Source organism: Streptomyces sp. SAS_281 (genome assembly GCF_052542855.1).
In genome coordinates this window covers 1-8,257 of record NZ_JBMNDO010000201.1, presented here as the reverse complement: position 1 = coordinate 8,257, position 8,257 = coordinate 1, and the positions used below count along the sequence as shown (strand labels likewise).

Sequence of the window (8,257 nt, the reverse complement as noted above, 5' to 3'; positions counted from 1 at the left end):
CCCCCCCCCCCCCCCCCCCCCCCCCCCCCCCCCCCCCCCCCCCCCCCCCCCCCCCCCCCCCCCCCCCCCCCCCCCCCCCCCCCCCGGTACATTGCCGCGGGGTCAGTCGCGGGGGGAGGTGCTCCGGCCGCCCGGGCCGTCGTAGTCCTCGCCGTAGGCGCCCTTGGAGGGGCGGCGGCGACGGGCCGGGGCCTCGACGCCGTCGGCGAGCCGGCGGGCGGTGACGAGGAAGCCGGTGTGCCCGATCATGCGGTGGTCCGGGCGCACGGCCAGGCCCTCCACGTGCCAGTTGCGGATCATCGACTCCCAGGGCTGCGGCTCGGCGAAGCAGCCGATCTCACGGATGGACTCGACCGTCCGGGAGAGCTGGGTGGTGGTGGCGACGTACGCGCAGAGGATGCCGCCGGGGACGAGCGCCTTGGAGACGACGTCCAGGCACTCCCAGGGCGCCAGCATGTCGAGCACGACGCGGTCCACGTCGGTGTCCGTGAGGTTGTCCTGGAGGTCGCCGACCGTGAGCTGCCAGGCGGGGTGCGGGCTGCCGAAGTAGCGCTCCACGTTCTGCTGGGCGATCTCGGCGAAGTCCTCGCGGCGCTCGTACGAGTGCAGCATGCCCTGTTCGCCGATGGCGCGGAGCAGGAAGGTGGAGAGGGCGCCCGAGCCGACGCCCGCCTCCACGACGCGTGCGCCGGGGAAGATGTCGCCGAAGGCGAGGATCTGGCCCGCGTCCTTCGGGTAGACCACGGCGGCGCCGCGGGGCATGGACAGGACGTAGTCGGGGAGCAGGGGGCGCAGCGCGAGGTAGGCGACGTTTCCCGTGGTACGGACCACACTGCCCTCGGGGGCACCGATCAGCTCGTCGTGCGGGAAAGAACCCTTGTGGGTGTGAAAGTTCTTTCCGGCTTCGAGCGTGAAGGTGTGGTGGCGTCCCTTGGGATCGGTGAGCTGGACCTGGTCCCCGACCTTGAAGGGCCCGCGTCGGCGGGCGGCACCGGTCGGTTCAGACATGTGACCAGCGTACCGGTGTTTCGGAAGCCGCCGACCGCCGCCCGCACGGACGTACGGGGACGGGGGCGGGTGTCAGGCGGCCGGGCGGGCCATGGCGGCGACGAAGGCGCGTTCGACGTCGGCGGTGGAGAGTACGCCGTAGATCTCGCCGGTCTCCTCCACGACGAGGTATTCGGTCGCGGGGGTGGCCTTGAGGCGGTCCAGGAGGGCTTCGCCGGCGAGTTCGGCGGGGACCTTCATGCCGTCGGTGAGGTCCTGGGCGAGACCGCTGACGGCGACCCAGGGGCGGCGGTGCTCGGGGACGGCGACGATGGCCGTCTCCCGGACGAGGGCCTTGGGCTCGCCGGTGCCGTCCACGACGACGAGCGCGCGGGCACCCGCCTCGTTGGCCCGGCGCAGCGCCTCGGAGAGCGGGGTGGCGGCCTCGACGGGGACGGCGCGGCGGGTGAGGCTGCGGGCGCGCAGGCCGGGCAGGTGCTCGCGGAGCCGGGCCATGCGCAGGCTGTTTCCGGCGCCGGTCCAGATGATGGCGGCGAGGATCGCGGCGAGCAGGGCGTCGGTGAGCGTGTCCATGCCGCTGATCTCGCCCGCGTCGTTGCCCAGGGAGCCGCTGCGGGTGAGGAGGGGGAGGCCGACGAGGGTGCCGACGGCGAGGGCGCGGCCGGCCCAGGCTGCGGCGACGGTGCCGCTCATCGGCTTGCCGGTGATCTTCCAGACGACGGCCCTGAGCATGCGGCCGCCGTCGAGCGGGAGGCCGGGCAGCAGGTTGAAGGCGGCGACGATGAGGTTGGAGATCATCAGCCCGCCGAGCAGGACGGCCGGGACGGTGCCGCGCTCCACGAAGCGCAGGGGTAGGTAGAAGAGCCCGCCCAGGACGAGGGAGAGCAGCGGTCCGACGAAGGCGAGGACGAATTCGCGGCCGGGGGTCTCGGACTCCTTCTCGATCTCCGAGACACCGCCGAAGAACTGGAGCTGGATACGCCGGACGGGCAGCTTGTAGCGCAGGGCGGCGATCGTGTGGGCGAGTTCGTGGACGAGCACGGAGGCGTAGAAGGCGATCGCGAAGAAGAGGGCGACGAGGTAGCGGGCGGCTCCGAGGTCGGGCAGCACCCGGTCGAGCTGGCCGCCGAAGACCCAGGTGATCAGGGCCGCCACCAGGAACCAGCTGGGGGCGACGTAGACGGGCACGCCGAAGGGGCGGCCCATGAGGATGCCGCCTCCGGGCTCGTCCCGGCGCGGGGGCGCGCCCTTGCCGGGGCCGTCGCCGGGGCCGGGGCCCGCCGGGCCGGGCTGCGGCCGCCGGCCGTCGCCGCTCTCGTCCACGAGGTCCCTTCGGTTCGGTCTCTTTCGCGGTGTCTTCCGCCACGATGATGCAGTGTTGGAGGGTCTGTGGTCGATGGTATGCCGATCGGTGTCAGTGGCGGGTCGTAGGGTCTTCGCATGACCTCCGTTCCGCCGCCGTCCCCGTCGGTGCCGCAGCCGCCGTCCTCGCTCTCCCCCTCGCGGGCGAGCGATTTCATGCAGTGTCCCCTGCTGTACCGCTTCCGCGTGATCGACAAGCTGCCGCAGAAGCCCAGCGAGGCTGCTACCCGGGGGACCCTGGTCCATGCGGTGCTCGAACGGCTCTTCGACAACCCGGCGGCGGAGCGCACGCCCGGCCGGGCGACGGCGCTGATCCCGGGCCAGTGGGACCGGCTGCTGGAGTCGAAGCCGGAGCTGGGGGAGCTGTTCGCGGAGGATCCCGGGGGCGAGCGGCTGGCGCGGTGGCTGGGGCAGGCGGAGCAGCTGGTGGAGCGCTGGTTCTCGCTGGAGGATCCGGCGCGTCTGGAGCCGGCCGAGCGCGAGCTGTTCGTGGAGACGGAGCTGGAGTCGGGGCTGCGGCTGCGCGGGGTGATCGACCGGATCGACGTGGCGCCGACGGGCGAGGTCCGGATCGTGGACTACAAGACGGGGAAGGCGCCGCGTCCGGAGTACGCGGAGGGGGCGCTGTTCCAGATGAAGTTCTACGCCCTGGTGATCTGGCGGCTGAAGGGTGTGGTGCCGCGCCGGCTCCAGCTGGTCTATCTGGGCAGCGGTGACGTGCTCACGTACGACCCGGTCGTGGCGGATCTGGAGCGGGTGGAGCGCAAGCTGCTGGCGCTCTGGGAGGCGATCTCGCTGGCGACGCGGACGGGCGAGTGGCGGCCGCGTCCGACGAAGCTGTGCGGCTGGTGCGACCACCAGGCGCTCTGTCCGGAATTCGGCGGGACTCCCCCGGTCTATCCGCTGACGGTCCGCCCGGCCGGTGCGGCGGAGGATGACCAGGGCAGAATGGAGCCGGTCCGGGCCGAGGCCGGCCGGCCTGCGGCCCTCGACGGGCATTGAGGAGATCTGGTGGCTATCCGCGTCCTTCTGGTCGATGACCAACCGCTGCTGCGCACGGGCTTCCGGATGATTCTGGAGGCCGAGGGCGATCTGGCGGTGGTGGGTGAGGCCGGTGACGGTCTCCAGGCTCTCGACCAGGTGCGCGCGCTCCAGCCCGATGTGGTGCTGATGGACATCCGGATGCCGCGGATGGACGGGGTCGAGGCGACGCGCCAGATCACCGGTCCGGGCCGGGACGGTCCGGCGAAGGTGCTGGTGCTGACGACGTTCGACCTGGACGAGTACGTGGTGGAGGCGCTGCGCGCCGGGGCGAGCGGCTTCCTGCTGAAGGACGCGCCGGCCGATGAGCTGGTGCAGGCGATCCGGGTGGTGGCGGGCGGTGAGGCGATGCTCGCCCCGAGCGTGACGCGCCGTCTGCTCGACAAGTACGCGGACCATCTGCCGTCGGGCGAGGAGCCCGTGCCGGACACGCTGCACACGCTGACGGACCGCGAGGTCGAGGTGCTGAAGCTGGTGGCGCGCGGCCTGTCGAACGCGGAGATCGCCGCCGACCTGTTCGTCAGCGAGACGACGGTGAAGACGCACGTGGGCCATGTGCTGACGAAGCTGGGCCTGCGCGACCGGGTGCAGGCGGCGGTGTACGCGTACGAGAGCGGCCTGGTGCGCCCCGGCGCGCAGTGACACGGGGCGCGCGACGGGCTCAGTCGGTGCCGCGCCCCAGTTCCCACAGATGGAGGTCGGCGCCCGAGTCGATCGCCCATTCGACGCCGCTCAGGTCCTCGCGGGAGACGGCGTACTGCTTGCCCTGCCAGAGCGGGAGGACGGGCACGTCGCGGGCGACGATGTCCTGGAGCTGTTCGAAGGCGGGCGCGGCGGCGCCCCGGTCGGCCTGGCGGCGGGAGTGCGCGATGAGGGTCCGGGCCGCGTCGGAGGTGTAGGGCGAGCCGAGGAAGTTGTCCGGGCCGAGGAAGGGCGCCGTGTAGTTGTCGGGGTCCGGGAAGTCGGGGAACCAGCCCATGCCGTAGGCGGCGTAGTCGCCTCGGAGTTCGGCGGGCCGGAAGTGGGTCCAGGGGGTGCCCTCGACGGTGATGTCGAAGAGTCCGGTGTCGTTGAGCTGCTTCTTCAGCGCCTGGAACTCGGTGGCGGTGTCCCGGCCGTAGTGGTCGTCGGTGTAGTGCAGGGTGAAGCGCACGGGGGTGCGGATCTTCGCCTTCTTGAGGAGGGCGGCGGCCTTGGCGGCGCTGGGTTCGCCGTAGGCGCTGTAGAACGCGTTGTCGTGGGCGGTGATCCCGCTCGGGATGAGTGAGTACAGCGGTTCGACGGTGGCGCCGTAGACCTTGCCGGCGATTGCGCCCCGGTCGACCACCTGGGCGACGGCCTGGCGAACGGCCCTGTTCCGGAGGGCGGGTTCCTCGGTGTCGAAGCCGAGGTAGCTGATGGCCAGCCCGGGCATCTCGGTGAGCCGGACGCCGTTCTGGGGCTCGGCCAGCATCCGCTGGACCCGGTCGGCCGGGACGGTGCGGGCCATCATGTCGATCTTCTCGGCGTCGAACGCCTTGCCCAGGGCCGTGGCGTCGGAAAAGAGGTCGAGTTCGACGGACTCGTTCCGTACCTCGTACCTCCCCCGGTAATGGGGATTCCTGGTGAAGGCGATTTTCACAACCCGTCCGGATTTCACTTCCGGCTTCATGGTGTACGGCCCCGAGCCGTTCACCTGGAACCCGCTGCGGGCGGAATTCGCGGGGTACTGGTCGCGCGGGACGATTCCGGCGGGCGGCGTGGCCAGCTTGTACGGGAAGGTGGCGTCGGGGGTCCTGAGGTGGAAGACGACCTCGCGGGTGCCGGTGGTCTCGACGGTGTCGATGTTGTCCAGGAGGGCGGCGGGCCCGTTCGCGGACTTGATGCGCCGCACCCGGTCGAGGGAGTACTTGACGTCGTCGGCGGTGACCGGGGTGCCGTCGGCGAAGGTGAGTCCGGCGCGCAGCCGGCAGCGGTAGCTCTCGCTCTCGCGGTCCGTGAAGCCGCAGCTCTCGGCCGCTTCGGGGACCGGGAGGCCGCCGCCGCGCGGGGTGGCCATCAGGGTCTGCACGGTCTGCCGCAGGACGTTCCAGACGCCCGCCTCGTAGCCGACGGCCGGGTCGAGCGGGGCGGGGGCGTCGGCGGAGGCGGCGATCCGGTCCGTGGTGCCGACGACGACGGTGCCGGTGCCGCTTCCGGTGCTGCCGCCGTCCGCCACGCCGCAGCCGGCGAGCACGGGCGCCAGGAGGCCCGCGACGGCCGGCAGCACCAGGGTCTTGCGTTTCATGGTGGCCGTTCTCCCTCATCGGTTCAGGGAGAAAGACATTAGCGGGCGCGTTCCGGAAATCCGGAGGGGGGCCGTGCACGGAATTCTTTCGCAGTGCCACCGCGAGAGCTTTTCCATTCATTCACAGAAGTACTCTCGGTGCCCGCTCCGGTGCATTCAGTTGACGAGGCTCCGGAGGAATGTGAGATTGACTTCTTCCAGCGAGGCCACGACGACCCGGCCCTCGGCGGGTGCGATCGGGGAGACCGAGGGCACGGCGACCACGCGGCAGCCGGCGGCCTCGGCTGCGGCCACCCCGGTCGCGGTGTCCTCGACGACGGCGCACAGCCGGGGGTCGACGCCGAAGCCGCGCGCGGCGGTGAGGTAGGGCTCGGGGTGCGGCTTGGTGCGGGTGACCTCGTCGCCGGCGACGGTGAGCGCGAAGTGGTGGCGGCCCACCGAGTCCAGGACGCGGTCGATGATGCGGCGGTGCGAGGCGGAGACGAGGGCGGTCGGGATCTCGTGCCGGTGCAGTTCGGCGAGGAGGCGGGCGGCGCCGGGCATCAGCGGCACTCCGTTGCCGATGCGCTTCTCGAACCGGTCGTTGAGCAGTACGGCGGCTTCGTCGAGGGTGATGTCCGCGCCGGTCGCCTCGATGAGGTATCCGGTGCTGCGGGACATGGGCCCGCCGACGACCACCTCCCGCCATGCCTCGTCCAGCCGGTGACCGAGGCCGGCGAAGACCTCGACCTCGACGTCCCACCAGAAGCCCTCGGTGTCGACCAGGGTGCCGTCCATGTCGAGAAAGACGGCCTGGAGGGCAGCGCCCTCCGCCGTGCGGGTCAGGGACGCGGGAACCGTACTGGTCATCCGGCACACCTTCCATGAGGGACGAGAAGGCCGGCCACCCGTCCCGGAGGATGGGCGACCGGCCTGCGCTGGACCGACCAGTGTACGACGTGATCGGCTACGACGCGTCGAACAGGGCCTTACCGCGCGTTGAAGTACTTCGCCTCCGGGTGGTGGATGACGATCGCGTCGGTCGACTGCTCGGGGTGCAGCTGGAACTCCTCGGAGAGGTGGACGCCGATCCGCTCCGGCTGGAGGAGGTCCGCGATCTTGGCGCGGTCCTCCAGGTCCGGGCAGGCGCCGTAGCCCAGCGAGAAGCGCGCGCCCCGGTACTTCAGGGCGAACATGTCCTCCACGTCCGCCGGGTCCTCCCCCGCGAAGCCCAGCTCCGAGCGGACCCGTGCGTGCCAGTACTCGGCGAGGGCCTCGGCGAGCTGGACGGAGAGGCCGTGCAGCTCCAGGTAGTCGCGGTAGGCGTTGGCCTCGAAGAGCTTGGCGGTCTCATCGCCGATCCTGGAGCCGACGGTGACGACCTGGAGGCCGATGACGTCCGTCTCGCCGGACTCCTCGGGACGGAAGAAGTCCGCCAGGCAGAGACGGCGGCCACGGCGCTGGCGCGGGAAGGTGAAGCGGGTGCGCTCGGAGCCGTCCTCGTGGAGCAGGATCAGGTCGTCGCCCTTGGAGACGCAGGGGTAGTAGCCGTAGACGACGGCCGCTTCGAGCAGGTTGTCCGTCTGGAGCCGGTCGAGGAGGCCGCGCAGCCGCGGGCGTCCCTCGCTCTCGGCGAGCTGCTCGTACGTGGGTCCGTCGCCGGCCCTGGCCTGCTTGAGGCCCCACTGGCCCTTGAACAGGGCGCCCTCGTCCAGCCAGGAGGCGTACTCCTTGAGCTGGATGCCCTTGACGACCCGGCTGCCCCAGAACGGCGGGGTGGGGACCGGGTTGGTGACGGAGACGTCGGAGCGGACGCCCTCCTCCGGCTCGTTCACCTCCAGGACGGCGGTGTCCCGCTTGGCGACGCGGCGCTGCTTCAGCTCGGGGAGGGTGGCGCCGGGGACGCCTCGCTTGACGGCGATGAGCGCGTCCATCAGGCGCAGGCCCTCGAAGGCGTCGCGCGCGTAGCGCACCTCGCCCTCGTAGATCTCGTGCAGGTCCTGCTCGACGTAGGCGCGGGTGAGGGCGGCGCCGCCGAGGATGACCGGGTAGTCGGCGGCCAGCTTGCGCTGGTTCAGCTCCTCCAGGTTCTCCTTCATGATCACCGTGGACTTGACGAGGAGGCCGGACATCCCGATGACGTCCGCCTTGTGCTCCTCGGCGGCCTCCAGGATCGCGGAGACGGGCTGCTTGATGCCGATGTTGACGACGTTGAACCCGTTGTTGGAGAGGATGATGTCGACCAGGTTCTTGCCGATGTCGTGGACGTCGCCGCGGACCGTGGCCAGGACGATGGTGCCCTTGCCCTCGGCGTCCGACTTCTCCATGTGCGGTTCCAGGTAGGCGACCGCGCTCTTCATGACCTCGGCGGACTGGAGGACGAACGGCAGCTGCATCTGGCCGGAGCCGAAGAGCTCGCCGACGACCTTCATGCCCTCCAGGAGGGTGTTGTTGACGATGTCGAGCGCCGGAGTGTCCTTCAGCGCCTCGGCGAGATCGTCCTCCAGGCCGTTCTTCTCGCCGTCGATGATCCGGCGCTTGAGGCGCTCGTCCAGCGGCAGGGCGGCCAGCTCCTCGGCCTTCCCCTCCTTGAGGGACTTC

General features: G+C 71.3%; 7 protein-coding genes. 2 read left to right on the top strand and 5 right to left on the bottom strand.

What is annotated here, in order from left to right:
• Nucleotides 1-102 precede the first annotated feature (102 nt).
• Both ACN6LM_RS37050 and ACN6LM_RS37045 read right to left on the bottom strand, forming a co-directional pair.
• On the bottom strand, nucleotides 103-1,008 hold the full coding sequence (locus ACN6LM_RS37050) for a tRNA (adenine-N1)-methyltransferase (RefSeq protein ID WP_445069822.1): 906 nt from the start codon (nucleotides 1,006-1,008) through the stop codon (nucleotides 103-105).
• Nucleotides 1,009-1,080: 72 nt separating this feature from the next.
• On the bottom strand, nucleotides 1,081-2,331 hold the full coding sequence (locus tag ACN6LM_RS37045; protein WP_445069821.1) for a site-2 protease family protein: 1,251 nt from the start codon (nucleotides 2,329-2,331) through the stop codon (nucleotides 1,081-1,083).
• A gap of 195 nt (nucleotides 2,332-2,526) precedes the next feature.
• Between ACN6LM_RS37045 and ACN6LM_RS37040 the strand changes: the two genes are divergently transcribed.
• Complete coding sequence (locus ACN6LM_RS37040; RefSeq protein ID WP_445069823.1) at nucleotides 2,527-3,372, top strand: RecB family exonuclease; 846 nt, start codon at nucleotides 2,527-2,529, stop codon at nucleotides 3,370-3,372.
• Between the two features lie 9 nt (nucleotides 3,373-3,381).
• The gene (locus ACN6LM_RS37035) at nucleotides 3,382-4,053 is read left to right on the top strand and encodes a response regulator (protein WP_018103734.1); all 672 of its coding nucleotides are present in this window, start codon (nucleotides 3,382-3,384) and stop codon (nucleotides 4,051-4,053) included.
• A gap of 19 nt (nucleotides 4,054-4,072) precedes the next feature.
• Here the strand turns inward: ACN6LM_RS37035 and ACN6LM_RS37030 are convergent, their stop codons facing one another.
• The 3 genes from ACN6LM_RS37030 to ACN6LM_RS37020 all read right to left on the bottom strand — a co-directional run.
• Nucleotides 4,073-5,677, bottom strand: coding sequence for an ABC transporter substrate-binding protein (locus ACN6LM_RS37030; RefSeq protein ID WP_445069820.1), 1,605 nt, complete (start codon nucleotides 5,675-5,677; stop codon nucleotides 4,073-4,075).
• Between the two features lie 156 nt (nucleotides 5,678-5,833).
• The gene (locus ACN6LM_RS37025; protein ID WP_445069819.1) at nucleotides 5,834-6,526 is read right to left on the bottom strand and encodes an HAD family hydrolase; all 693 of its coding nucleotides are present in this window, start codon (nucleotides 6,524-6,526) and stop codon (nucleotides 5,834-5,836) included.
• A 119-nt stretch (nucleotides 6,527-6,645) separates the two neighbouring features.
• Nucleotides 6,646-8,257: vitamin B12 dependent-methionine synthase activation domain-containing protein (locus ACN6LM_RS37020; protein ID WP_445069818.1), on the bottom strand; the 1,612-nt coding region annotated here is incomplete at its 5' end.